This window comes from Streptomyces sp. NPDC046915 (assembly GCF_040644935.1).
Taxonomy (GTDB): domain Bacteria; phylum Actinomycetota; class Actinomycetes; order Streptomycetales; family Streptomycetaceae; genus Streptomyces.
On the sequence record NZ_JBEYXB010000029.1, the window covers coordinates 68,328 to 91,124 of the forward strand.

The window sequence follows — 22,797 nt, forward strand, 5'->3', positions numbered from 1 at the left end:
AGGTGGGAGGTGGAGAACGGGTGCGGCGGCGCACGTTACCGACTGGTCGGAATGCCTGTTAAGCCTGCTGACCATCACGTTTAGGGTTCGAAGTCGCCCCGGGCGGGGCGGACGTGTGGTGAAGATCACGCTCCATGACGTACCTACTGGTCGGTATGGTCAGCGTCAGCCGTGAACGACAGGAGGCGCGATGTCCGCGACCAATCGCCAGATCCGTCTGGGAGCCCGACCGGTGGGCGAAGTGAAACCAGATGACTGGCAGCACAGCTCCGAACCCCTCCAGGAACCGGGCCCCGGCCGGTTCGTCGGCCGGACGCGCGTCATCTCCCTGGACCCGGCCATGCGGGGCTGGCTCGACGACCGCCCCTCCTACCTGCCGCCGGTGGGCATCGGTGAGGTGATGCGCGCCGGATCGGTCATCGAGGTCATCGCGTCCGACCACCCCGACTTCCAGCCCGGTGATCACGTGGTCGGCACGTTCGGCGTCCAGGAGTACGTGGTGTCCGACGGCCGGGGCGCCATGAAGGTCGACACCTCGCTCGCCCCGGCCTCGACCTACCTGGGAGCCCTGGGCATGCCGGGCATGACCGCCTACTTCGGTCTGCTGGACGTCGGTGCGCTCAAGGACGGCGAGACCGTCGTGGTGTCGGGAGCGGCGGGGGCGGTCGGCACCATCGCGGGTCAGATCGCGAAGGCCAAGGGCTGCCGGGTCGTGGGCATCGCCGGCGGGCCGGAGAAGTGCGCCTTGCTCACCGACGAACTGGGATTTGACGCGGCGATCGACTACCGGGCCGACGACGTCAAGAAGGCGCTGCGCGAGTACGCCCCGGACGGCATCGACGTCTACTTCGACAACGTCGGCGGGGACATCCTCGACACCGCCCTGACCCGGCTGGCGATGCACGCGCGCGTCGTGGTCTGCGGTGCGATCAGTCAGTACAACAACGCCACGCCGGTCAAGGGCCCTTCCAACTACCTCTCGCTGCTGGTGCGCCGCGCCCGCATGGAGGGTTTCGTCGTCTTCGACTACGCCAAGCGCTACGCGGAGGCCGCGCAGGAGATCTCCGGGTGGATCGGCGCCGGCCGTATCAAGGTCAAGGAACACGTGGTGCGGGGGACCGTCGACGACTTCCCCGAGACGTTCCAGATGCTCTTCCGCGGCGAGAACGTCGGCAAGCTCGTGCTGGAGCTGACGTGACCGCCGGCGCACTCGAGGGCAAGGTGGCGATCGTCACCGGCGGTGCCAGTGGACTGGGCAAGGCCATGGCGCTGACGCTGGCGACGGCGGGGGCGCGCGTGGTCGTCGCGGACCTCGACGCGCAGGGCGGCCGGGAGGTGGCCGACATGGTCGACGGCGACTTCCGCGTCTGTGACGTCTCCGAACTCGACGCCAACCGCGCGCTGGTGGAGTTCACGCAGGACCGGTACGGCGGTGTCGACATCGCGTTGCTCAACGCGGGCGTGGCGACGGGATGCGGCGTCGGCGAGGACTTCGTCCCGGCGCGTTACCGCCGGGCGATGGGCGCCAACCTCGACGGTGTGGTCTTCGGTACCCACGCGGTACTGCCGGCGCTGCGGGCCCGCGGCGGAGGGTCGATCGTGGCGACCGCGTCCCTGGCGGGCCTGGCGCCCGTACCGCTCGACCCCCTGTACGCGGCCAACAAGCACGCGGTCGTGGGACTCGCACGCTCCCTGGGGCCGGCTCTCGCGCCGGACAACGTGCGCTTCAACGCGGTCTGCCCGGGGTTCGCCGAGTCGCGGATCATCGACCCGCTGCGCGACATGCTCTCCGAGCAGGGACTGCCGGTCATCCCGGCTCAGGCAGTCGCGGACACCGTACTGCGGATCGTCGTCGGCGGCGGCACGGGGGAGTGCTGGTTCGTCCAACCCGGCCGCGAATCGGAGCCGTTCCGGTTCCGCAACGTCCCCGGGCCGGGCGAGCCCGTCGGCGTTCAACCGGAGCGCGACCTCGGTGTGCCGTCCAGGGGCGCTGTGTCGTAACTTGGGGACCCTGTCACGGATTGGTTCCCGCGAGGTCGAGGAACGCGGCAGCGGGAAGGCTACGCTGCCGACGTCCGAGCCGGGGTGGGAGCACTGGGAGATGTCGTCGTGAGCCGTCCGATCATCCGGCGCACGGCTGCGGCCTGCGCCGCGGCAGCCGCGGCTGCCCTGCTCCTCGCCTCGTGCAGCCAGGATGCCGGCAGTCGCGGTGCCGGCCGGGCCACGCCCACTCCGCAGTCCACCGCCCGTTCTCAAGCGCCGAGTTCGCCGCCCGAGAAGGTGTTGGTGAAACAGGCGGCAGCCGTCGTGGCCGGCGTTGCCGGCGGTGCGCTCCTGGAGGGCGGCTCGGAGCGTACCGCGGACGGCATCCACACACGTCCGGTGCTCCGCAGGGGCAAGACATACCGGCTGGTCCTGACGTGCGTCGGGCAGGGCCGCGCCTGACCATCGCCCCCGACGCGTCGGGCTCCGACGCGACGGTCCCCTGCGACCGGTCCGTGGTCCGGCAACGCATCAAGGGCGACGGGCAGGTCCGGATCGATGTCGCCGGAACCAAGGGCGCCACGGGTGTCCTCGCCTGGCAGATCAACACCCTCTAGCAAGCTGGGGCGGCGTCGGGAGCGAGCACTCGGAAGCGTTCGGCGACGAGCTCGATCGTGGCGGCCGGCAGCCTTTCGGAATCAAGCACCGAGAATCGCTGACCGGCCACCGGCACCGCGTTTCCGGCGTGGCAGTCACCATCCTGCGTATACAAGGCACTTGGGCCAAGCACACCTTCACAACATGCTCTGGTTTTCCGGGACTTCCCTGATGTACAGGAGCCCGTCGCAGCCGGCCAGGTGGGCCGGGTCAAGGGGGGCGTAACCGAAGTAGGGGGACACGCGGGGGGCGAGCCGCGTGTTCCCGAGGGCGGCGGACAATCGGGGGGCGTCGACGACGTAGCGGTCCTCCGGGAGCGCGCAGAGGAGTCCTTCGAGGGTGTCGGGCGGCGGGGTGTCCACACCCTGGTGCCGGATCGTGCCGAGGACCGTGGCCAGGAAGGCATACCCGTCGCCCAGGTGGGCGCTCACGAGCGCGCCGGCACTCCACCACTCCAGCGGCAGGCCGCCCATCCGCATCGTGCTCCTGCCCCGCTGGAGATGCCCGTTGTGGGCGTGCACGAGCGCCGGGCCCTGCTCGGCGATGGCGAGCAGGTTGACGGCCATCATCGAAGCCCGCAGCCCCAGCAGCCGCGCCATGCGGCTCGGTGACGTGTCGGCCATCCAGTAGTGGTAGCGCAGCAGACCGGTCGCGGTGCGCCCGTACAGACGTGCCTGGTTCCAGTCGTCCCGCGATGTCGCCGTGATCAGGTGTGGAGTCTGCTCGTCGAGCAGCGCCACCAGATCGTCGGCGAGCAGCCGCAGTTCCCTGGCCTCGGCCGACTGCCCCACGGACTGGGCCGCGTCCATCATCGCGGCGGGATCGGTCCACCGGGCATCGGCGCCGAGCAGACGGTCGAGCGTGTCCGCGGTGCAGGGCACGAGGTCCGCGTCCACCTGAGCCGAGAGGTAGCGGTGGAGTGCGGTGAGGGCCTGTCGGGGGCTCGCGGCGCCGGTGATTTCCAGCGGGCCGTCGAAACCTGCGAAGCGGAGCCGCTCGGACGCCGGCCGGCCGTCGTTGTAGGCGCGCATCCAGCGCACGAGTTCGCGGTTGGCCGCGGACGCGCCGAAGCCGTGGCTGAATCCGTGCTCCATGACCTCGTCGAGGGTGCCCGTGCCCGAGGTGACATAGTCGTCCACGACCCGGCCCATCATGCAGTCGCTCTCGATCGCGATCGTCCGGTAGCCCTCCTGCTCGACGAGCTGCCCGAAGAGTTCGTTGCGCAGTTCGAGCAGAGTGTCCTCGCCGTGGGTGGGCTCGCCCAGAGCGAGCAGCCGCGGCCGGGTTCGCAGCAGCCTCATGACGGCGGCCGCCTCGACGGCATGCGCGGTGTCCTTGATGTCACTAACCATGGCTTCAACGGTATCGTTGAACCTTCGGTGGAAACTTTCCCGCGATATCGGCAGGATCATGGGACGAAACCTTAAAAGCGGTGATCGGCTCAGGCCGGTCGATCTGGCGCGCGAGCACGGTCTGTCCACGCAGGCGATCAGGAACTACGAGGAGGCCGGCATCCTTCCGGCCGCCGGTCGCACACCCCACGGCTACCGCACCTACACCTCGTTGCACGCGGGTGCCCTGCGCGCGTTCCTCGCCCTGGTGCCCGGCCACGGCCACCAGACGGCGACATCGATCATGCGGGCGGTGAACGAGGGCGCGGCCGAGGAGGCGTTCCGCCTCATCGACGAGAGCCACGCCCAACTCCTCGACGACCGCCGGACCCTCCAGGCCGTGGAGAGCGCCCTGCGCGATCTGGAGCCCACCAAGGCGTCCGAGCCCGGTGTGGGCGCCGAGCCGGCCGCGGTGTCCGGGCCCGGCGGGACCTTCATCGGGCCGCTGGCAGGGAAGCTCGGAATCCGGCCCGCGACACTGCGCAAATGGGAGCGCGCCGGGCTGGTGCGCCCGCGCCGCGACCCGCGGACCGGGTACCGCGTCTACGACGAGGCCGACGTACGGGACGCCCGGCTGGCCCACCAACTCAGGCGGGGCGGCTACCTGTTGGAGCAGATCGCCCCGCTGATCACCCAGGTGCGGGCGGCCGGCGGGCTGGAGCCGCTGGAAGCCGCACTGTCCGACTGGCACGGTCGGCTGTCCGCACGCGGGCGGGCGATGCTGACCGGGGCCGCCGAGCTGGAGGCTTACCTCCGCAGGCGCGGATGACAGTCCGGCCGCATTCCACGCGGGCGGGCGCAGCACAGCCCGTCAAAGCCGTGTTGCCACGCGGACCAGATCGGCGACCGCGCGAAGCCGGCTCTGCGGAGGCCAAGCGATGACCGTAGTCACGGGCGGAGCATCCAGGACCGGCACGGCGGCGAGATCCCGGCGCAGGTCGGTGCCGGCGGACTCGGGCAGGACCACGGTGGTACGGCCGAGCGCGATCAGCTGGAAGAGCTGTGTCAGGTTCCGTACCTCTGCCCCTGGTCCCTCCGGGTAGTTGCCATCGGGACCGGGCCAGCGAGCCATCGGGAGCTCCGGCAACGCGCTCACCTCGGCCACCCGAATCCGAGAGCGGCCGGCAAGTGGGTGACAGGCGGGCAGGATCGCCACCTGTCCCTCGGTGTACAGAATTTCGGTGTCGAGTCCGACCGCCGAATCGAATGGCAAATGCAGCAGAGCCACATCGGCTTGCCCGTTCCGCAGCAATTTCTGGTGCTGATGCGCCTCGCAGAGCAGCAGATCGACGGTCGCTGCGCCGGGCTCCGCGTGGTAGGCATCGAGCAGTTTGGCCAGCAACTCGCCGGCGGTGCCGGATTTGACGGCGAGGACGAGGCGGGGGCGGCTTTGCGCGGCCTGCCGGGTACGCCGCTCGGCTGCGGCTACCGCGCTGAGGATCGCGCGCCCCTCGGAGAGCAGCACGGCCCCGGCCTCGGTGAGTGTCACCTTGCGGCTGGTGCGCTCCAGCAGCGTGACCCCCAGCTGTCGTTCGAGCCGGGCGATGGCGCGGGACAGGGGTGGCTGGGCCATCTCCAGACGCTCGGCGGCCTTGCCGAAGTGCAGTTCCTCGGCGATGGCGACGAAGTACCGCAGCTCGCGTATCTCCATGCGCGCACAGTATCTGCCACGGACGGTCGATCGATGTCGCCCGGATATCGCTGCATTACCGAGATGGTGTTGGTGCTCGGTCCGCGCGCGGCCATGCTCGCTGTCATGAGCGAGAAGACAATCGCGCTGGTCACCGGCGCCAACAAGGGAATCGGCTACGAGATCGCGGCCGGGCTGGGCGCATTGGGCTGGAGCGTCGGTGTCGGCGCTCGGGACGAGCAGCGCAGGACGGACGCCGTGGCGAGACTGCGTGCGGCAGGTGCCGACGCGTTCGGCGTGCCCTTGGACGTGACCGACGACGAGAGCGTGACCGCCGCGGCACGGCTGATCGAGGAGCGAGCGGGACGCCTTGACGTACTGGTCAACAACGCCGGCGTCGCAGGCGGCCGGCCGGAGGAGCCCACGACCATCGACCTGGAGACCGTGCGGCGGCTGGTGGAGACCAACGTCATCGGCGTCATCCGGGTCACCAACGCGATGCTGCCGCTGCTGCGCCGCTCGGCGCACCCGCGGATCGTCAACCAGTCCAGCCATGTCGGTTCCCTGGCCCTGCAGACCACGCCCGGTGTCGACCTCGGAGGGATCAGCGGGGCTTACGCGCCGACGAAGACCTACCTCAACGCCGTCACCATCCAGTACGCCAAGGAGCTGAGCGGCGCCGGCATTCTGATCAACAACGCCTGCCCCGGCTATGTGGCCACCGACCTCAATGGGTTCAGCGGTACGCAGACCCCTGAGCAGGGCGCGGTGATCGCCATCCGGTTGGCGACCCTGCCCGACGACGGCCCCACCGGCCGGCTGTTCGACGACAACGGAGTCGTGCCATGGTGAGGTTCCTTCGGCCCCTTCACCTCAGCGGGAGTTCACCATCCGGTACTCCGCCGCGATGACGTCGGGCTTCTTCGACGGGTGCAGCGTCGCCATTGCCTGGCCCTGGAAGTTGTCGGTGACCACGACACGCTTCGTCGAGTCGAAGACGGACTCCTCGTCGTTCGGGGTGATTTGGAAGCTGCTCCTGTACTGCGGCTTGAGCAGCGTCTCCTGGTTGTGGGCGGTCGGGAAGACGCTGATCACGCCGCCGTCGGCCAGCCGGAGCGCGTACACCGACTTGAACGCCGGTTCCTTGGAGAAGAAGTTCTTGGTCGCCCAGCGGGCCCGGTCGCCCTTGGTGCGGTCCTGGTAGAGCTTGATGGCCGCCTTGCTGGTCTCCGTGGTGGCAAGCTTGCCTCCCGCCTTCTTGCCGCCGCTTTCGAAGAGATCCTCGTAGGCGGCACTGAGCTGGTCCGGGGCGAGGGCACCCACAGCAGCGGAGGGGTCGACGACGGTCGCCAGCCCGTGCCTGCTCGTGTCGATCTCCGGGATCGGAGCGTCGGAGTAGACGGCATAGACGACCTTGAAGCGTCCGTCGACCTTGGCGAACACCAGGAGCGCGTCGTCCTTGGAACCGCTGGCCCGCACCTTGGCCGCGAACCAGTCCTCACCCGCCGGGATGTAGTACTTCCGGTTCTTGTAGGTGAAGGGCTTTTTGTAATCGGCCTGTTCCTGCTTGGACCAGGTTGCCGACAGCTTGTAGTCGGCCGTGGACTGCTCATAGACCTGCCCGGCCTCGACGGTGCCCAGCAGTCTGGCGTCCCGCCCGATGTTGGCCTTGTTGTTGACCTTCTCGTAGGCGTCGAGGATCTTCTCGGCCTCGGCGGTGGTCACCGCTCCGGTGGGGGTCGGGCTCGCAGTCGTGTCGCTGCCGTTCTTGGCGTCCTCGTCGGAGCCTGTCCCGCAGGCGGTGAGGGCAGCGGCCGCGGTCACGCTGACCGCACATGCGGCCAGTCGGGCCATCCGCCGGTTGCGCGGGGTGTGGGGGCGGGACGTCATGAGGCTCTTTCTCCTTGTGGGACTGGTGACTTGGCGGTGGGGGGGAGGGAAGGGCGAACTGAGGTGGGGCGTTCCCGGCGCGGCCTCGTGAGTACTGGACCGGGTCCTGGTCAGCGCGGTTCCCGAGGCCTGGGCGGCCTGGCCGCGCGGTCGCATACCCGCTGCCGCGCGCCTTCGCTGATCTTGCGGATGCCGCTGCGGGTACGGTTCAGCGTCCGGGAGATGTCCGCGATCAGCGTCTTCGACTCGCCCAACTGGTCGATCAGATCAGCCGTCGAGGGCGTCCAGGCCCCTTCACAGGTGTGGTCGTCGGCGACCTTCTGGCAGGTGGCCAGCAGTTCCGTCATCAGGCGATGGAATTTGTCGACGTCGGCCTGGGTGAAATCCTCGGCGTGCGTCTGCGGTGTGATCAACAGTTCCCCCTCGGTGCTTGCGCACCCGAGTCCGCCGGCGCTCGCACAGTGCAGGCGGCACAGTCGGTTGGCCGCCTCGGTACGCAGTTGCGAAGTAGTCGTGGGTGCGGTGTTGTTGTCTGACCGGGCGCCGACGGTCACGCTCCGACGGCGGCATGACCGATGGTGTAGCACCTCACGTAACACTGTCAACAATTGTTGAATTCGCACCCTGTGGTTGAATTTCGCACCAACTGAAATGTCGTCAACCAAGGGCACGATTGGGCCGCCTGCCTCATCCGCCGCCGGTGTCGCGCTCCCGGGCCTCGGCCCGCAACTGGTCAAGTACTGGCAGCAGCTTGACCAGGTCGATGTCATTGGCGTCATGGGAGGTGCGAAAAGCCAGCGACGTCGTACTGCGGTCGCCGGCGAGCGTGGCCAGGGCCAGTCGCGGCAGGTGGGACGACACCATCTGATGCAGGTGAGCGATCAGCGCGGCACCCTCGTTGCGCAGGCAGAATCCCTGAGGGAGGCGGGTGCTGGGGGTGCGCTGCTGTGAGGCCCGGTCGAAGAACCTCTCCAGCCGCGAGGCATGGGCCGCGTTGGCCGCGCGCTTGCCGTTGAGCAGGTACGACACCTGCTGCTTGGTGATCCCCGTGCCCTGTTCGATGTCGTTGAGCGTGTACGGCGCCTCCGCCTCTGCTCCGGACGGCGCGAGACGGGTCGCCCGCAAGAATCGCAGACGCTGCTGGAACAGAGCTTTCTGGAACGCCTCGAGCTCCTCTTTGTCGTCCGGTTCCACGTCCGGCAGCGCGCCGTCGAGCAGTTCACGCACTCGCTCCGGGCTGATGCCGGTGGTGTAGGAGATGAACTGGTGGTCGAGGAAGCGATCGGCGGGCTGATCGAGGAATGCGGCGTATTTCGCGACGTCGCTCCGCAGCTTGGTGATCTCTTCCGCTGCCGCCTTCTGGCGAGAAGCTCGGTTCAACACGGTCTCCAAACACGGGCCTCGGCACCGATGGTGCCCGGTGAGAGTATCGATTCAGCGGGCTTCCAGCCAGACCGTTCAACAATTGTTGACATCGGTGAGGGGTGCAGCCCACGATCACAGGCACCCAGCCCCCGGTCTTCGGGGAGAGCAATGGAGACGGCTTCGCCCTTCGGTCGGACCGAGGATTCGACGACGCGATGGCTGCCTGGCGAGCGGAGGTCGCTCGGGGCGGTGAGTTGATCGCTGACGCATCGCTGGACGACGTCGGCCGCCTGTCCGAGCAGGAAGCGGGTCACCTCGGGGACCAAGGAGTCTCCCTGCGCTGGATCAGGGTGCACATGAACGAGGAATACGCACGTCACAACGGTCATGCCGACCTCATCCGCGAGCAGGTCGACGGAGCCACAGGGGCGTGAGACGTGTTTGCTGCCGACGGCGGGCCTGGGAAGGGGAATACGGCTCCGCCGATGAGCCGTTGAACGCGCTGACCCGGTCGATGTGTGGCCATCCGGGGTGTGGCGGTCCAAGGCGTGTGCGAGCGAGGAAGCGCGGTGATCACGCAATGAAGGCGGTGCGGTTCCATGAGTACGGCGGGATCGATGTGCTGCGGGTGGAGGAGGTGGAGCGGCCGTCGCCCGGCCCCGGGCAGGTGCTGGTCGAGGTCCGCGCGGCCGGGATCCAGCCCGGCGAGGTGATGATCCGCGAGGGCGCGCGTCACGATCGCTGGCCGGCGACGTTTCCCTCCGGGCAGGGCAGCGATCTGGCCGGCGTGGTGGTGGAGGTGGGCCCGCAGGTACGCGGTGTCGCGGTGGGCGACGAAGTCCTGGGCTTCACCCATGACAGGGCGAGCCACGCGGAGTTCGTCGTGGTCGACGACGTGAACGTGGTCTTCCGCCCGGAGGGGTTGTCCTGGGACGTGGCGGGGGCGTTGTACGTGGCCGGCACGACCGCGTACGCCACCGTGTTCGCGGTGGACCCCGGGCCGGGTGACACGGTTGTGGTGTCAGGTGCGGCGGGCGGCGTCGGGTCGCTTGCCGTGCAGCTCGCCCGGCGGCGCGGCGCCACGGTGATCGGGCTGGCGAGCGAGCGAAACCACGCCTGGCTGACGGACCGCGGTGCCGTCCCGGTCGAGTACGGGGAAGACACGGCAGAGCGGATCCGGCAGGCCGCCGGTGGGAAGGTCGACGCGTTCATCGACACGTTCGGCGACGGCTACGTGGAGCTGGCAGTGGAGTTGGGTGTGCGGCCCGAGCGGATCAACACGATCCGCGATTGGCAGACCGCGGCCAAAGTCGGGGCGCGGACCTACGGAGAGGGCTCGGCGGCGTCCGCGGTCGTGCTCGGCGAGCTCGCCCGGTTCGCCGCGCGCGGGGAGCTGGAGGTGCCGATCGCCCGCACCTACCCGTTGGAGCAGGTGCGGGACGCGTTCCGCGAGCTGGAACGGGGCCACACCCACGGCAAGATAGTGCTCCGGCCGTAGCCCCGGCTGCCCGACGCCAGCAGAACCGCGACCGGCGCGATGTCCTCGGGCGGATGGCCCGGCATGTGCACGCCTAGCTCAACCCGCAGATGTAGACCCGTGGATCCATGAGTGACGCGTCGTGCGTCCGCCAGTCGGATGTGCTCGGGTGCACCGCATGAAAACGTTCCGCCATGGACATCGACATGGGCATGAACAGCGGCGGCCGTAGCGGGCTGACGCGCCGTCAACTGCTGGGAGCCGCACTGGCGACGGGCGCCGCGGTGCCGCTCGGCGTCGCCCGCCCCGCATGGGCCGCTCAGCCCGCTCAGGGCCCGCCGCGGCTCGTCCTGCCCGAGCCGACCGGACCGTACCCGGTGGGTACGGTGGCGTTGCATCTCGTGGACACCTCACGACCGGATCCCGCGGCCGGCCCGGGCAGGTACCGCGAGCTGATGGCCAGTGTCTGGTACCCCGCCCGCGACGTCCGGCGGTACCCGCGGGCGCCCTGGATGCCCGCCGCGCCGCTGCGGGCGTTACTGACGTCCGCGGGGTTCGCCGCCGACGCCGTGCTCGCACCGCTCACGGCCGGCCATGAGGGCGCCCCGGTGCGACGATCGGACGGACGGCTGCCCGTCGTCGTGTTCTCGCACGGCGCGCACGACCACCGCTCCGACGCCACCGTCGTGGTGCAGGAGCTCGCCAGTCACGGCTACGTCGTGGTCACGGTGGATCACACGGGCGACGCGTTCGGCGAGTTCCCCGGCGGCCGGGTCGTCGTCCCGCTGCACGACCCGCAACAGGCGCTGGGACCCGCGGACTTCGCCAAGGACATCCGGTTCGTCGTCGACCGCGTCGAGGCCCTCGACGCCGGGTACAATCCCGACGCCGAACACCGGCCCCCGCCGGCCGGCCTGTGCGGTGCCCTCGACCTGCACCGCGTCGGCATGTTCGGCTGGTCGAAGGGTGGGACGGCGACCGCCCTCGTCATGATCGAGGACCAGCGCGTCCGGGCCGGACTGAGCTTCGACGGGCCCATGGAACCGACGATCACCGCTGATCTGGACCGGCCGTTCATGATGATGACCGCCGTGTTCACCCGGGCGGAGGAGCCGAGCGTCGCCGAGTTCTGGTCGCATCTGCGCGGATGGCGGCTCAACGTTCAGGCCGACGGCGCGGTGCACTCGTCGTACTGCGACAACCAGGTGCTCGTACCGCAGTTGGCGAAAGCGATCGGGATGAGCGACGAGGAGCTTCGGAGCTGGATCGGAACGCTCGATCCGGCCCGGGCGCTGCGCATCCAGCAGGCGTACCCGCTCGCGTTCTTCGACCTGCATCTGCGGCACCGTCCGCAGAACCTGCTCGACGGCCCGTCCGCGGCTTTCCCGGAGGTGCAATTCATCCCCTGACGCTTTCGGTCCTGGCCACGCCCTCGCCAGTCGCCCCACGCTCCACTCAGCAACCGGAAGGGCTGACGCCCTCGGCCTGCCAGCGCTTACGGGTCGGCTTTCCCAGTGACCATCGGGCCCACCCCACCTCGACCAGATCGACCTCGAACAGGGTCAGAGCAGCGGAGAGCTGCGCGCCCCCTCGCGCCCCGACCACAGCGGCCTGACGCGCGTCGGCATCCTCGACTTCGCGGACGACCCCGCGTACCGAGAACTCCTCGTCGTCCGCGAGCAACACCCGTCCCCGCTCGGCGAGATCAGGCTCCTGCTGGGCGAAATCCGTCCATAACATGGGCTCACCCTAGCTGGACGTGATCCGCCCCGGAGCGCGACTCCGGGGCGGAGGGCGTCCGGCCCTTTCTGCGAACGCTGTTGATGGGATGCAGTTCATGACGATTCGGGTCGTGGTGGCCGACGACGAAGAACTGCTGCGCACCGGCTTCCGCCTCGTGATCGATTCCTGGGACGACCTGGCGGTGGTGGGTGAGGCGGGTGACGGACGGCAGGCGGTGCAGTTGACCGGCCGCATGCGGCCGGACGTGGTGCTGATGGACGTCCGGATGCCCGGCATGGACGGGATCGAGGCCACCCGGCAGATCGTGGCCTCCGGCAGCGCGGCCCGGGTGCTGATACTGACCACGTTCGACGAGGACGAGCAGGTGCTCGCGGCGCTGCGCGCGGGAGCCGGCGGTTTCCTGCTCAAGGAGATGGAGTCCATCGAGCTCGTGGCGGCGATCCGGGCCGCGGTGCGCGGGGACACGCTGCTCGCGCCGGGTCTGACCCGCCGCCTGCTGGAGCGGTTCCTCCGCACCGCGCCGGACGGGCGTACGACGCCGCCCGCGCCGGCCCACCTGTCGGCACGCGAGATCGAGGTGCTGACCCTGATCGGCCAGGCGCTGTCCAACGCGGAGATCGCCCGTCGGCTGTTCCTGTCCGAGGCCACGGTCAAACGGCACGTGGCCGCGGTGCTGCGCAAGCTGGGGCTGCGGGATCGCGTCCAGGCGGTGGTCGCCGCCTACGACCACGGTCTCGTTCGGCCGCGGGGATCCTGACCCTCCTCCTCAAGGAGGAGACGCCGTGCGGGTGATCCTCGCGGCCCATCCCGAAGTGCGTCCCCAGGTCGATCACGGGCGGGCGGTGGCGCCGTAGCGTCGCAAGCGTGATGAATGCCCTGCCCTACCGGATGTACCTGCTGGCCTACGACGAGGCGGCGCGCGGCCCCTACGACCGCGCCCGGTCGGGATTCCTCGTCCGCGTCGCCGCACTCGTCGACCTCACCCAGCGCGGCCACCTGACGGAGCGCGAAGGTGCGGTACGGGTGACCGAGCCCGGCCCGGTCGGCGATCCGGTCCTGGACCGTCTGCTGGACGAGGTGGCCGCGTCCACGCACGGCTGGAAGCACCTCGCACGGCGGCATCGGACGCAGACCCTGCAAGACGTGGAGGACCAGCTCGCGGCACACGGACAGCTCACCGTCGAGCCGGGCCGGATCCCCCTCCTGTCCGGACGGCATGCCACCGTGCCGGACCCGGACGCCGTACGGGCGCTGCACGCGCACGTGACCGCGGTCCTGCGCGCCGCCACCTCGGCACACCAGGTCGCCCTGGAGGATGCCGCCCTGGTGGCACTGGCCGCGGTCGGCCGGATCGGCTCGGTGCCGTCCGAACAGGACCGGCGTCGGCACCGTGCGCGGATCGACGACCTGACCGGCCGGCTCGGTGAGCTCGCGCCGGGCCTGGAGACGACCGTACGAGGCCTGCGCACCACCATGATCGCCGCGCAGGGAGGCATGGGCGGCGGCAGCTGACCCGCCATCCCGAACACCCGACCCACACACGAAGGCGTACACAGATGAAACCAGGGCGAGCAGGGCGATGGACGACGACGCTGGTGTGTGCCGTGCTGGCCCTCACCGCAGTGCCGGCCCGAGCGCAGACACCTGAGGTGCGGCACGCTGCCGTACCCGCCGCACCAGTCGTACACACCCGGGCCGGAGCAGTGCGCGGCACCGCGGGGGAGGGCTACCGCACCTTCGACGGCATCCCGTACGCCGCACCCCCGGTCGGCTCCCTGCGCTGGGCGCCACCGCGTCCCGCACGCCCATGGACGAGGGCGCGGGACGCCACCCGACCCGCCGGCGCCTGCCCGCAGCCGGCCGGCGAGGTACCTGGTGGCAGCACCACCGAGGACTGCCTCCACCTGAACGTGACCACCCCCGACAGCGCCCGTCCCGACCGCCCCAGGCCCGTGATCGTGTGGGTGCACGGCGGCGGCTTCACCACCGGCGCGGGCAGCTCCTACGACGCCCACCGCCTCGCCACGCGCGGCGATGTCGTCGTGGTCACCGTCAACTACCGCCTCGGCGCTCTCGGTTTCCTCGCCCACCGCGGGCTACCGGGCTCCGGCACGTTCGGACTCGCCGACCAGCAGGCGGCGTTGCGCTGGGTGCGGGCGAACATCGGCGCGTTCGGCGGCGACCGGCACAACCTCACCCTGGCCGGCGAGTCCGCGGGCGGCTTCGGCGTATGCGCCCAACTCGCCTCGCCCACCGCCGCCGGTCTGTTCGACCGCGCCATCATCGAGAGCGGACCGTGCACCGGCCGCGCCGACCGTCCCTTCGCCCCGTCCGCCATCTCCCTCAAAGCGGCGGACGACGCCGGGGCGAAGCTGGCCAAGGCGGTGGGCTGCGGCGCTGCCCGGCAGGTCGTGTCCTGCCTGCGGCGGGTGAGCACCGCCCGGCTGCTCGCCGCCCAGGACACCGCCCAGCAGCCCGCGTACGGCACCGGCCTCCTGCCTCGCGACCCGTACACCGCGCTCGCCCGCGGCGCCGTGCACCACGTGCCCGTCCTCATCGGCTCCAACCACGACGAGGGCAACGGCTGGGCCGCCGCCATCATCCAGGCCGGCACCCGCATCACCCCCGCCAACTGGCCCCGGACGGTGGCCGACTTCCTTCCCGACCCCGCCCAGGCCCCCGCCGTCGTCCGCACCTACCCGGTCACCGAAACGAACGGCGGACCGGTCCTCGGCGCCGTCATCGGAGACTCCAACTACTCCTGCCCCACCCTGCGAACCGGCACGCTCCTGGCGGCCCATGTCCCGGTCTGGCGCTACGAGTTCGCCGACGAGAACGCCCCGCCGCTCACCCCCGCCCCCACCCCGTTCCCACTCGGCGCCCCGCACGCCAGCGAACTGACCTACCTCTTCGACCTGGGCGGCCGCCCCCGCACCATGACCCCCGCCCAGCACCGCCTCGCCGACACCATGATCGACTACTGGAGCGGTTTCGCCCGCACCGGCGACCCCAACGCCTCGAACACTCCCACCTGGCCGGCCGGTGCCGTCCAATCCCTGGCTCCCGACCACACCGGCCCCACGAACACGACCGCTGCCGCCCACCACTGCACCCTGTGGAACACCATGCCCTGACCAGGGACGAAACCGTGTTCTTCCATGCACCCACCGGATCGAGCGGGGTCTTCGCGAATGCGGCGACCGCGTCGCTCGCGACACTGGGGCAGATCACCGAGGAGCAGGTCGACCAGACGTTCGACGTCAACGTCCGGGGCACGCTGTTCACCGTGCAGAAGGCACTGCCGCCGCTCAACGAAGGCGCCTCGGTGATCCTGATCGACACCACCGGGATCACGGACCTCTTCGGCGAGGAGCGATACGTGACGGCGGGATGCCGACGTGGTTTGTGAGTCAGTCGGGTGCGGCGGAGGCGCGGTCCGTGGGTGCTGGGGTGCGGGGAACCGCCTGGTAGGAGGACAGCAGGGTGAGCTTCTCGTCGTTTTCGGTGTTGCGGTCGGCGTGGTAGACGACGAGGAGCAGGCCGGCCGATCCGGAGACCGCGAGCTTCTCCCGGTTCAGGGTGAGCTCGCCGGCTTGCGGATGGTCGAGCGTGACGGATGCGCCTTCGCGGGCATGGACGTCGTGACGTGCCCAGAGCTGGCGGAAGCGGTCGCTCGCGAGCGAGAGCTCGCCCACGAGCTCGATGAATCGCGGGTCGTCGGTGTCCGTGCCGACCGACTGACGGAATCCGGCGACCAAGTCGGCCGTGGCCTCCTCCCAATCGGGGTAGAGGGACCGTTCGGCTGGATCGAGGAACACATCCCGCAGGCGATTGTGGCCGGTGACCAGGCGGGGCGAGAGCGCCGTCGCCAGAGGGTTGGCTGCCAGCACGTCGAAGTAACGGCCTTCCAGGAAGGCCGGCAGCGTCAGTGAGTCGACGAGCTTGCGGATACCGGACGGCACGGTCTCCTTGCGGGGCCGACGGCGTGTGCGGCGTGGCCTGTCAGAGCCGAGACCGAGCAGATAGGCGGTGCCTGCGTCGTCGAGCTGGAGTACACGGGCGAGCGATTCGAGCACCTGCACCGAGGGGTTGCGGTCGCGGCCCTGTTCGAGACGCAGGTAGTAGTCGGCGCTGATGCCGGCGAGCATCGCGACTTCCTCGCGGCGCAGTCCGGGAACGCGGCGGATGCCGAGCTGGGGGAGACCGACATTGTCCGGCGTGACGAGCTCGCGGCGGGCGCGCAGGTACTCGCCGAGCGTGTTCGTGTCGCGGGTCATGAAGAAAAGCGTAGGCGGGTCCTCGGGCGCGTGCCTGGTCCTGCCACCCCCAGGATCACGAGGGCGAGGCAGCGCCAGACAAGACCGTGACACTCGTCACCGGGGCGAACAAGGGACTCGGACGCGAAACCGACCGCTTACCGCGCTGACCCGGCGATGTCGAGGAGCTGATCGTGGAGTCCGGGCCGGGAGAACAACGCGGCTCCGGTATGGATGTGTCGCAGGCCGGACAGGTCGCTGAAGACACCGCCGGCTTCTTCGACGATCGGGATCAGGGCCGCGATGTCCCACGGGCCCGCTCCCAGGAGGAGGAAGGCGTCCAGCCGGCCCGTTGCGACGAGGAGGGCGCCGTGGCAGGTGCCGGATCCCGTGGACGGCTTCTTGGGCAGAGGCGCGGTCGGATCCGCCGTGGACCAGTCGAGCGTCGGTGTGGTGCGTGCGGTACGGGCGGCAAGGGTCGCGGCGACAATGCGCTGCGAGTGGTTCAGCCTGGTCGGGGGCGGCCAGATGCCGAGTGCGGACGAGCGGGCGGGAAGCGGTCCGCTCCACGCACCCTGGTTCGGCAGTGCCCACCTGATACGACCGTCGTCCTCCAGCGCGATCAGGGTGCTCCATTCGGAATCTCCGGCGAGGAAGGCGGCCGTGCCATCGATGGCGTCGATGATCCAACGGCGCGGGCCCTGGCCATGGGAGCCGGCCTCCTCACCGGTGATCGCGTCGCCGGGGTGCCGTTCGCGGATGCGGCGGCGCAACGCCGCTTCGATTTCTTGATCGGCGGCGCTGACAGGGCTTCCGTCGTTCTTGATCTGTACTGCTGTGTTGCCTGCCCTCCCGTATCGGTGGGCGATGTCGGCCGCATGATCGGGGAGGTGATGGGCGAACGCCAAGTCTGGGGAGTTCGGCCCCTCATCTCCGAGCCCGTGCTCGTCGGCGAACTCCGTCGCCCACGCACAAAATGCCAACTGCCGGTCGTTCAGGATGGCGTTCAGATCCCCGATCAAGAACCGTGCCGGCGGCGCTACCCTGCTGTGTCATGCAGGAGACGCGCCTCGACACTGCACGGATCCGGGCGGCTCGCCGGGTGATCGACCCGGTATTTCTCGACAGTCCGCTGTACCGCTGCGAGGCGCTGGAGCCCGGCCTCGGGTGCACGGTGAGCATCAAACTCGAAACGGCGAACCCGGTCCGCAGCTTCAAGGCCCGCGGCACCGAGCTGGTCGCGAGCCTGCTCGCCGACAATGGCTCGCGAGCCGTGGTGTGCGCCAGCGCGGGCAATCTCGGTCAAGCCCTCGCCTGGTCCGGTCGCGGCCGGGGACTCGACGTCACCGTCGTGGCATCCCGATTCGCGACCGCGGCCAAGCTTGATCGCATCCGCGCACTGGGCGCCAGGCTGGAACTGGTGGACGGCGACCACGAGATGGCTCGCGAACGGGCGGCGGCCATCGCACGGTACGACGGCGTCCGGCTGCTCGAAGACAGCCTGGACATCGAGACCTGCGAGGGCGCGGCGACCATCGGCCTGGAACTGGTGGACACCGTGCCGTCGTTCGATGCCGTCCTGATCGCTCTCGGCGGCGGAGCGCTGGCCACCGGCGTGGGTCATGTGGTGAAGGCCTGGGCGCCCGAAGTCGAGGTGATCTGTATCCAGCCGCTGGGCGCACCGGCGATGACACAGTCGTGGCGCCAACGGCGCGTCGTCACCACCGACTCGACCGACACCATCGCTGACGGCGTCGCCGGCCGGCGTCCCGTCCCGGCCGTCCTGGACGACCTTCTTCTGGTCGCTGACGATGCCGTCCTGGTCCAGGAGGCGTCGATCATCGCCGGTATGCGGATGCTCCTCGAGCATGCCGGCCTCGTCGTCGAACCGTCGGCCGCGCTCGGTATCGCGGCGATCCTCGAGGACCGTGACCGCTTCGCAGGGCGACACGTGGTCACCATCGTGTGCGGCAGCAACGTGGACGTAGACGCATATCACGGCTGGGTCGGTGGACCACCCGCCTGACCACCAGCTCCCGCAGTTCAGCCGGCAGGGAAGCGGCGAGCGCGCGGTCAGAACCAGTGCAGGCAGTGCGGGGAGCGTTCGGCGCGGAAGAGGGCGTCAGCGAGGGCGGCCGCGCCCGGGCGGTGGGCCCGGATGTGTCCGGCACGCACGAGGGTGCTCGGGGCGGTGCCGCCGAGGTAGATGGAGCCCAGGTCGCTCACGTCGAGGGACAGGTCCGGCTCCCGGTCCGTCGGCACGCAGTCGGCCTTGCCGTCCCGGACGGCCAGGAGGTAGCGGCCGTGCTCGCCGAGGAACGGGTCCTCGACGTCGAGGACGAGTTCGCCGTCCATGAACCAGCCGCGCGCGGTCAGTGCACGCGGGACGTCCAGCAGCCGCACCCAGAGCCAGTCGGTGTCGTCGCTCACCTGGCCGGCACGGAAGTCCGCGAACTGCCAGCGCAGCGGGTGCTCGGGCGGGAAGTGCTTGAACACGACCTGAGCGACCAGGTCGTGTCCGAGCACGAACCGGGCCAGGGCCGTGAAGACGGCGTCGTCGGAGGCGATGGTCTCGTCGACCGTCAAAGTCTCGGACTCGCCCATCGCATAGCTGGCATACCCGTCCGGGACGCCCTCGGCGTCTCGGTGGACGGCGACGTAGCGCGGCGCCGGAGAGACCGGGGGCTGCCCCGCGCCCACGGCCCACCAACGGTGCGGCCGGGACAACGCGCCGGGCTGGGCGCGGCGGTACCGGTCGTAGACCTCTTCCAGGATCGTGCCGCACTCGGTGCGCCGCAGCAGCTCGATCGAGCCGGTGTCCGAAACGGCCGCTGGGGCGTCGACCGCTGCGCGCGCCCGGGGCAGGGCGAGGGCGGCCCGGTGGCGCGGCACCGTCAGCCGCTGGGTGTAGGTCGCCGGTCCGTAGCCGAACCTACGGTAGATCAGGGCCTCGGAGGCCAGCAGTACGGAGAGGAACTCGCCTCGGGACCGCAGCTCGGTGAGCTGATGTCGCATCATCGCGCTGAGTACGCCCTGGCGTCGGTGCGAAGGCAGGACACCGACGGCGGTCACCCCGCCGGCCGGGACGAGGATCTCACCGGGCAGGGTGAGCTCGAAGGAGTACGCACCAGCGGTGCCGACGGGCCGCCCGTCCGCCGTCATGGCGAGCAGGCTGCGGTCCATTTCGAGCGCCGACCACCAGACCCCGCCGCCGTCGGTCGGGGTTTCCGGGAAGCGTCCGAACGCGGCGAAGAGTGTGTTGACGAAGACGTCGAGGTCCTGGTCGGTCGTGGAACGGATCTCCATTGCTGCCGCTGCCTCCCCGGGATACCAGCACCACGACTCGTGGTGTCCCGTCACAATGCAGTGTCGCCCCGTGGCCAGGTCAAGCGATTTACGGGCGGACCGTGGCCAGTTGCAGCTCAGCTCGGCCCCACTCGGCCTCGGTGGGCGGAGGGTCACTCGCCGCCGGACGGGCGCGGGTCTTCCATGCGGGAGAGCCAGGTGGTGAGCAGCGTTTCGAGTGCCTCGGCCTCGGTGGCCGTCAGTAGGTCCAGCAGTTGACGTTCGTTGCGCATGTGGTCGGTGAACGCGCGGTCGATCAGTTCGCGTCCGGGTCGGGTGAGGGCGACGATCCGGCCCCGCTGGTCGTCGTCGGAACGGCGGCGGGTGACGAGTCCGGCTTGCTCCAGCCGGTCGATCCTCTTCGTCATCGCACCGGTGGTGACCATGGTGTGCGCGGCGAGCTCGCCGGGTGCCCGTTCGTAGGGCTCACCGGCGCGGCGCAGTGCGCACAGGACATCGAACTCTCCCTCACCGAGACCGTAGTGGCCGTAGACGAGGCAGAGCTTCTCGGTGAGCCGGTCGGCCAGGCGGTGCAGTCGGCCGATCACTCCTTGCGGGGTGATGTCGACGTCGGGCCGTTCACGGCGCCAGTCGGCCTGGATGCGGGCTACGTGGTCCAGCGATTGCGAGTCGTCCATGCACACCATGGTAGCTTCCCGGGAAGTTATATTGTCTTCCATGGAAGCTACTTTGCGCTGGGGAGCGCTGACCGCTGTCGCTCCGGTGGCCTGGGGAACCAACTACTTCGTCACACACGAGTTCCTGCCGGCGGACCGCCCGCTCTACGGGGCCGCCCTGCGGGCGCTGCCCGCCGGCCTCGCCCTGCTGGGCTTGTGCAGGCAGCGGCCGCGCGGCGGGTGGTGGTGGCGGTCTGCGGTGCTCGGGCTGCTCAACGTGAGCGTGTTCTTCGTGCTCGTCTACACCGCCTCCCAGTTGCTGCCGACGAGCGTCGCCTCGACCGTCATGGCGGTGTCCCCGCTGGCGATGATGCTCATTGCCTGGGCCCTGCTGTCCGAGCGGCCCGGCATATCGCACCTGGCCGGCGCGGCGATCGGGCTTGGCGGGGTCTGTCTCATGCTGCTCACGGGGACCGACGGAGTCAGCGTGCCGGGAATCCTCGCCTCGGCCGCGGCCATGCTCGTGTCGTCCTTCGGTCACATCCTGACCAAGCGGTGGAACGCCGGTGCCGACGTCCTCGCCTCGACCGCCTGGCAGCTCACGGCCGGAGGTCTCTTCCTGCTGCCAGTCGCCGCAGTCGTGGAGGGCCCTCCGCGTGCGCTCTCCACACCGGCGCTCCTCTCGTTCGCCTACGTCGCCCTGGTCGCCACCGCTCTGGCCTTCACCGCCTGGTTCACCGGACTGCGGCACCTGCCCGCAGCGACGGTGGGACTGATCGGGCTGCTCAACCCCCTCACCGGCGTGCTGCTCGGCACAGCGGTCGCCGGGGAAGTACTGACAGCCCAACAGCTATGTGGGCTGGTACTCGTGGTGGTCGGAGTCGTCCTGGGCCGACCCACGCGCGCGGGCGGGGCGAAAGCCCTCCGGGCCGCCTGAAGCGGTCGGAGGGCCGACCGATTCCGGTCGGCCCTCCGGGACCGCCCCCGTCCGGGTACGACGGTGGCTCGCGATCGACGTCATCGAGTGGTGACCGGCGCCCTGGCGCCGTCACCGCAGCGCGTCACATCGTCGCGGTCGTCCCCTCCCCGGACGCGCTGCCCGCGATCCACTGGTCCCATCCCAGGTTGAAGTCGGCGTAGCCGTTGTCGGCCGAGGCCTTGGCACGGGACGAGCCGGTGATGGTGATGGGGTCGCCCTGCTTGACCTGGCCGTAGAACCACTTGGCGTCCGACATGGACAGGTGGACGCAGCCGTGCGAGCCGCGGGCGCTGCCGCTGCCCGGATTGGGGTCGCCGGTCGAGTAGTGCACGTACGTGCCGGACTGGGTGAGGTGGACGTCCCAGGGCAGCGTCAGGTCGTAGTAGTTGGGGCTGCCCTTGTCGCAGCTGATGCCAACGCTGCAGGAGGTCATGTGGACCTTCTCCTGCTTGTCGATGACGGCCATGGTGCCGTTCCACGTCGGGTACTGAGGGCTGCCCGCGTTGATGGACAGGGTGCGCACCGTCGAGCCGTTCCGGGTCACCTTCATGGTGTGGCCGGTCACCGAGACATCGGCGCGCACGTCGTCGCCGACCGTGAAGGAGTGGGTGTAGCTGTGGACGCCGTAGCGTCCGTTGCCATTGTTGACGCCGTGCATGTCAGCGTCGATCTTCACCTTGGTGCCGGAGGGCCAGTACGTCTTCGGCCGCCAGTCGGCGCGCCTGTCGCCGAACCAGTGCCAGGCGCCGGCCACCGGCTTCGAGGCGCTCACCTTCATGTGCTTCTCCACCGTGGCCCGTGCCTTCGCCGCCACCGGGTTGGTGAAGACCACCGAGATCGGCATGGCGACGCCGACCGTGGTTCCCGTCTGAGGGGTGATCGTCTCCAGCAGCATCGGCGGGCCCGCGGGCTTCGTCGGCTTGGGAGAGGCGCTCGCACCCGACTTGCCCGGCGCCTTGGCGTCGTCCCCGCTCGCCTTGTCACTGCCGCCCCCGCCGCAGGCAGTCGCGCCCACCAGCATCGCAGCCGTGACGAGTGCGATCCCTATGCCGCCCTTGCGCCGTACCACGCTTTGCCCCGCTCTCTCGCGCTTCGGCCCTGAAGGGCCCGACTCCCTGTCAGACAGCGACGGCATGGTCCGCAGTTGCCTGCGGCACGTAAAACGTATCTCAAAACTCGGTGCGCACCGCCGGATCGGGAACGATGAGGGGCGCGACAGCGTCGCGCTGCTGGACATGCGGTGGTCAGGCGTAGGGATTCAGGACGAGGTAGCCGTCGACGCGGCCGAGCCGGTCCGAGGAAGGGTCGGGTGGCAGCGCGTGACCGAGGTTCGTGGCGCGGACCTCGCCGATCCACTGGTCCTGCTGGTACTAGGGTCCGTCTTCAAACGGATCTTGCCCAGAGCAGGAATGACGCGAGACTGACCGCTGCTTCGTAGGAGGTGGCGGTCTTGTCGTATCTGGT

Annotated in this window: 24 protein-coding genes and 1 pseudogene; 14 read left to right on the plus strand and 11 right to left on the minus strand. The window is 69.9% G+C overall.

Annotation, left to right across the window (positions count from 1 at the left end; translation table 11 throughout):
* The first annotated feature begins 190 nt into the window (after positions 1–190).
* From ABZ915_RS43230 to ABZ915_RS43240, 3 genes are all read left to right on the plus strand, one after another.
* Positions 191–1,198, plus strand: a complete 1,008-nt coding sequence (locus tag ABZ915_RS43230; protein WP_361815174.1) for an NADP-dependent oxidoreductase — start codon at positions 191–193, stop codon at positions 1,196–1,198.
* Positions 1,195–2,001: an SDR family NAD(P)-dependent oxidoreductase gene (locus ABZ915_RS43235; protein WP_361815176.1), complete on the plus strand. Its 807-nt coding sequence runs from the start codon at positions 1,195–1,197 to the stop codon at positions 1,999–2,001. The genes ABZ915_RS43230 and ABZ915_RS43235 overlap by 4 nt, the downstream gene beginning before the upstream one ends.
* Positions 2,002–2,420: 419 nt before the next feature.
* Positions 2,421–2,600 (plus strand): hypothetical protein, encoded by a 180-nt coding sequence (locus tag ABZ915_RS43240; protein WP_361815179.1) that lies wholly within the window; start codon positions 2,421–2,423, stop codon positions 2,598–2,600.
* Between the two features lie 177 nt (positions 2,601–2,777).
* Here the strand turns inward: ABZ915_RS43240 and ABZ915_RS43245 are convergent, their stop codons facing one another.
* Complete coding sequence (locus ABZ915_RS43245) at positions 2,778–3,992, minus strand: erythromycin esterase family protein (RefSeq protein WP_361815181.1); 1,215 nt, start codon at positions 3,990–3,992, stop codon at positions 2,778–2,780.
* Between the two features lie 58 nt (positions 3,993–4,050).
* On the opposite strand from ABZ915_RS43245, the gene ABZ915_RS43250 reads away from it, so the two are divergent.
* On the plus strand, positions 4,051–4,800 hold the full coding sequence (locus ABZ915_RS43250; protein ID WP_361815184.1) for a TioE family transcriptional regulator: 750 nt from the start codon (positions 4,051–4,053) through the stop codon (positions 4,798–4,800).
* A 42-nt stretch (positions 4,801–4,842) separates the two neighbouring features.
* Here the strand turns inward: ABZ915_RS43250 and ABZ915_RS43255 are convergent, their stop codons facing one another.
* Positions 4,843–5,682 carry a LysR family transcriptional regulator gene (locus tag ABZ915_RS43255; RefSeq protein ID WP_361815187.1) on the minus strand — a complete coding sequence of 280 codons (840 nt, stop codon included), beginning with the start codon at positions 5,680–5,682 and terminating at the stop codon, positions 4,843–4,845.
* 93 nt (positions 5,683–5,775) lie between these two features.
* Between ABZ915_RS43255 and ABZ915_RS43260 the strand changes: the two genes are divergently transcribed.
* Positions 5,776–6,513: an SDR family oxidoreductase gene (locus ABZ915_RS43260; protein WP_361815241.1), complete on the plus strand. Its 738-nt coding sequence runs from the start codon at positions 5,776–5,778 to the stop codon at positions 6,511–6,513.
* A gap of 21 nt (positions 6,514–6,534) precedes the next feature.
* On the opposite strand, the gene ABZ915_RS43265 is transcribed toward ABZ915_RS43260, so the two are convergent.
* The 3 genes from ABZ915_RS43265 to ABZ915_RS43275 form a co-directional block, all read right to left on the minus strand.
* Entirely contained in the window at positions 6,535–7,551 is a 1,017-nt protein-coding gene (locus tag ABZ915_RS43265) for a hypothetical protein (protein WP_361815190.1), read from the minus strand.
* A gap of 110 nt (positions 7,552–7,661) precedes the next feature.
* Positions 7,662–8,105: a hypothetical protein gene (locus ABZ915_RS43270; RefSeq protein WP_361815193.1), complete on the minus strand. Its 444-nt coding sequence runs from the start codon at positions 8,103–8,105 to the stop codon at positions 7,662–7,664.
* Between the two features lie 133 nt (positions 8,106–8,238).
* Positions 8,239–8,943, minus strand: coding sequence for a hypothetical protein (locus ABZ915_RS43275; protein WP_361815196.1), 705 nt, complete (start codon positions 8,941–8,943; stop codon positions 8,239–8,241).
* Positions 8,944–9,131: 188 nt separating this feature from the next.
* Between ABZ915_RS43275 and ABZ915_RS43280 the strand changes: the two genes are divergently transcribed.
* The 3 genes from ABZ915_RS43280 (at position 9,132) to ABZ915_RS43290 (ending at position 11,802) form a co-directional block, all read left to right on the plus strand.
* Positions 9,132–9,350 carry a DUF664 domain-containing protein gene (locus tag ABZ915_RS43280; protein ID WP_361815199.1) on the plus strand — a complete coding sequence of 73 codons (219 nt, stop codon included), beginning with the start codon at positions 9,132–9,134 and terminating at the stop codon, positions 9,348–9,350.
* Between the two features lie 146 nt (positions 9,351–9,496).
* Positions 9,497–10,414 carry an NADP-dependent oxidoreductase gene (locus ABZ915_RS43285; RefSeq protein ID WP_361815202.1) on the plus strand — a complete coding sequence of 306 codons (918 nt, stop codon included), beginning with the start codon at positions 9,497–9,499 and terminating at the stop codon, positions 10,412–10,414.
* A 173-nt stretch (positions 10,415–10,587) separates the two neighbouring features.
* Positions 10,588–11,802 (plus strand): acetylhydrolase, encoded by a 1,215-nt coding sequence (locus tag ABZ915_RS43290; RefSeq protein ID WP_361815204.1) that lies wholly within the window; start codon positions 10,588–10,590, stop codon positions 11,800–11,802.
* 46 nt (positions 11,803–11,848) lie between these two features.
* On the opposite strand, the gene ABZ915_RS43295 is transcribed toward ABZ915_RS43290, so the two are convergent.
* The gene (locus ABZ915_RS43295; RefSeq protein ID WP_361815207.1) at positions 11,849–12,133 is read right to left on the minus strand and encodes a hypothetical protein; all 285 of its coding nucleotides are present in this window, start codon (positions 12,131–12,133) and stop codon (positions 11,849–11,851) included.
* A 97-nt stretch (positions 12,134–12,230) separates the two neighbouring features.
* Between ABZ915_RS43295 and ABZ915_RS43300 the strand changes: the two genes are divergently transcribed.
* The 4 genes and pseudogenes from ABZ915_RS43300 to ABZ915_RS43315 all read left to right on the plus strand — a co-directional run.
* A complete protein-coding gene (locus ABZ915_RS43300; protein ID WP_361815210.1) occupies positions 12,231–12,893 on the plus strand; it encodes a response regulator transcription factor in 663 nt (220 codons plus the stop codon).
* Positions 12,894–13,003: 110 nt separating this feature from the next.
* Complete coding sequence (locus tag ABZ915_RS43305; protein WP_361815244.1) at positions 13,004–13,648, plus strand: GPP34 family phosphoprotein; 645 nt, start codon at positions 13,004–13,006, stop codon at positions 13,646–13,648.
* Between the two features lie 44 nt (positions 13,649–13,692).
* Positions 13,693–15,270: a carboxylesterase family protein gene (locus tag ABZ915_RS43310; RefSeq protein WP_361815213.1), complete on the plus strand. Its 1,578-nt coding sequence runs from the start codon at positions 13,693–13,695 to the stop codon at positions 15,268–15,270.
* 47 nt (positions 15,271–15,317) lie between these two features.
* Positions 15,318–15,482, plus strand: a pseudogene (locus ABZ915_RS43315) (short-chain dehydrogenase); the annotation flags it as partial.
* A gap of 64 nt (positions 15,483–15,546) precedes the next feature.
* Here the strand turns inward: ABZ915_RS43315 and ABZ915_RS43320 are convergent.
* Positions 15,547–16,413 carry a helix-turn-helix transcriptional regulator gene (locus ABZ915_RS43320; RefSeq protein WP_361815216.1) on the minus strand — a complete coding sequence of 289 codons (867 nt, stop codon included), beginning with the start codon at positions 16,411–16,413 and terminating at the stop codon, positions 15,547–15,549.
* 137 nt (positions 16,414–16,550) lie between these two features.
* The gene (locus ABZ915_RS43325) at positions 16,551–17,300 is read right to left on the minus strand and encodes an inositol monophosphatase family protein (RefSeq protein WP_361815219.1); all 750 of its coding nucleotides are present in this window, start codon (positions 17,298–17,300) and stop codon (positions 16,551–16,553) included.
* A gap of 146 nt (positions 17,301–17,446) precedes the next feature.
* On the opposite strand from ABZ915_RS43325, the gene ABZ915_RS43330 reads away from it, so the two are divergent.
* The gene (locus ABZ915_RS43330) at positions 17,447–18,418 is read left to right on the plus strand and encodes a pyridoxal-phosphate dependent enzyme (RefSeq protein WP_361815222.1); all 972 of its coding nucleotides are present in this window, start codon (positions 17,447–17,449) and stop codon (positions 18,416–18,418) included.
* 47 nt (positions 18,419–18,465) lie between these two features.
* Here ABZ915_RS43330 and ABZ915_RS43335 read toward each other — a convergent pair whose 3' ends face one another.
* Both ABZ915_RS43335 and ABZ915_RS43340 read right to left on the minus strand, forming a co-directional pair.
* Positions 18,466–19,698, minus strand: coding sequence for a GNAT family N-acetyltransferase (locus ABZ915_RS43335; RefSeq protein ID WP_361815225.1), 1,233 nt, complete (start codon positions 19,696–19,698; stop codon positions 18,466–18,468).
* 152 nt (positions 19,699–19,850) lie between these two features.
* Positions 19,851–20,375, minus strand: coding sequence for a MarR family transcriptional regulator (locus ABZ915_RS43340; protein ID WP_361815227.1), 525 nt, complete (start codon positions 20,373–20,375; stop codon positions 19,851–19,853).
* A gap of 52 nt (positions 20,376–20,427) precedes the next feature.
* On the opposite strand from ABZ915_RS43340, the gene ABZ915_RS43345 reads away from it, so the two are divergent.
* Complete coding sequence (locus ABZ915_RS43345; protein ID WP_361815247.1) at positions 20,428–21,291, plus strand: EamA family transporter; 864 nt, start codon at positions 20,428–20,430, stop codon at positions 21,289–21,291.
* Between the two features lie 124 nt (positions 21,292–21,415).
* On the opposite strand, the gene ABZ915_RS43350 is transcribed toward ABZ915_RS43345, so the two are convergent.
* The gene (locus ABZ915_RS43350; protein WP_361815230.1) at positions 21,416–22,402 is read right to left on the minus strand and encodes a L,D-transpeptidase; all 987 of its coding nucleotides are present in this window, start codon (positions 22,400–22,402) and stop codon (positions 21,416–21,418) included.
* Between the last annotated feature and the right edge of the window lie 395 nt (positions 22,403–22,797).

What these genes read in the sequence shown, in the direction of transcription:
- ABZ915_RS43305 (WP_361815244.1), top strand. Translation starts at nt 13,004, where the DNA reads ATGAATGCCCTGCCCTACCGGATGTACCTGCTGGCCTACGACGAGGCG.
- ABZ915_RS43295 (WP_361815207.1), bottom strand. Translation starts at nt 12,133, where the DNA reads ATGTTATGGACGGATTTCGCCCAGCAGGAGCCTGATCTCGCCGAGCGG.
- ABZ915_RS43260 (WP_361815241.1), top strand. Translation starts at nt 5,776, where the DNA reads ATGCTCGCTGTCATGAGCGAGAAGACAATCGCGCTGGTCACCGGCGCC.
- ABZ915_RS43285 (WP_361815202.1), top strand. Translation starts at nt 9,497, where the DNA reads ATGAAGGCGGTGCGGTTCCATGAGTACGGCGGGATCGATGTGCTGCGG.
- ABZ915_RS43340 (WP_361815227.1), bottom strand. Translation starts at nt 20,375, where the DNA reads ATGGACGACTCGCAATCGCTGGACCACGTAGCCCGCATCCAGGCCGAC.
- ABZ915_RS43335 (WP_361815225.1), bottom strand. Translation starts at nt 19,698, where the DNA reads ATGGAGATCCGTTCCACGACCGACCAGGACCTCGACGTCTTCGTCAAC.
- ABZ915_RS43290 (WP_361815204.1), top strand. Translation starts at nt 10,588, where the DNA reads ATGGACATCGACATGGGCATGAACAGCGGCGGCCGTAGCGGGCTGACG.
- ABZ915_RS43320 (WP_361815216.1), bottom strand. Translation starts at nt 16,413, where the DNA reads ATGACCCGCGACACGAACACGCTCGGCGAGTACCTGCGCGCCCGCCGC.
- ABZ915_RS43300 (WP_361815210.1), top strand. Translation starts at nt 12,231, where the DNA reads ATGACGATTCGGGTCGTGGTGGCCGACGACGAAGAACTGCTGCGCACC.
- ABZ915_RS43330 (WP_361815222.1), top strand. Translation starts at nt 17,447, where the DNA reads ATGCAGGAGACGCGCCTCGACACTGCACGGATCCGGGCGGCTCGCCGG.
- ABZ915_RS43280 (WP_361815199.1), top strand. Translation starts at nt 9,132, where the DNA reads ATGGCTGCCTGGCGAGCGGAGGTCGCTCGGGGCGGTGAGTTGATCGCT.
- ABZ915_RS43265 (WP_361815190.1), bottom strand. Translation starts at nt 7,551, where the DNA reads ATGACGTCCCGCCCCCACACCCCGCGCAACCGGCGGATGGCCCGACTG.
- ABZ915_RS43230 (WP_361815174.1), top strand. Translation starts at nt 191, where the DNA reads ATGTCCGCGACCAATCGCCAGATCCGTCTGGGAGCCCGACCGGTGGGC.
- ABZ915_RS43255 (WP_361815187.1), bottom strand. Translation starts at nt 5,682, where the DNA reads ATGGAGATACGCGAGCTGCGGTACTTCGTCGCCATCGCCGAGGAACTG.
- ABZ915_RS43310 (WP_361815213.1), top strand. Translation starts at nt 13,693, where the DNA reads ATGAAACCAGGGCGAGCAGGGCGATGGACGACGACGCTGGTGTGTGCC.
- ABZ915_RS43250 (WP_361815184.1), top strand. Translation starts at nt 4,051, where the DNA reads ATGGGACGAAACCTTAAAAGCGGTGATCGGCTCAGGCCGGTCGATCTG.
- ABZ915_RS43245 (WP_361815181.1), bottom strand. Translation starts at nt 3,992, where the DNA reads ATGGTTAGTGACATCAAGGACACCGCGCATGCCGTCGAGGCGGCCGCC.